At 62.9% G+C, this 232-nt stretch carries 1 pseudogene; it reads left to right on the top strand.

Features of this window, described 5'->3' with window-relative positions:
- Positions 1-232: pseudogene (locus tag SB751_RS35695) on the top strand (lipid A biosynthesis lauroyl acyltransferase); the annotation flags it as partial.

Raw genomic sequence — 232 nt, 5'->3', positions numbered from 1 at the left:
CCAATCTGCGCCTGTGCTTCCCCGAGTGGAGCGACGAGAAGCGCGAGGACGTGGCGGGCAAGCATTTCCGCCAGGCCATCCGCAGCTATATGGAGCGCAGCGTGCAGTGGTTCGGCTCGGCGAAGAAGCTCGAAAAGCTGATCCAGCTCGACAGCGAAGTCGATCTCACCGATCCCGATCTGCCGCCCACGCTGTTCCTCGGCCTGCATTTCGTGGGGATCGAAGCGGGATC

It is taken from the genome of Cupriavidus sp. SIMBA_020, from assembly GCF_046535395.1.
In the GTDB taxonomy this organism is placed as follows: Bacteria; Pseudomonadota; Gammaproteobacteria; order Burkholderiales; family Burkholderiaceae; genus Cupriavidus; species Cupriavidus campinensis.
This window is presented reverse-complemented; position numbering and strand designations above follow the sequence as displayed.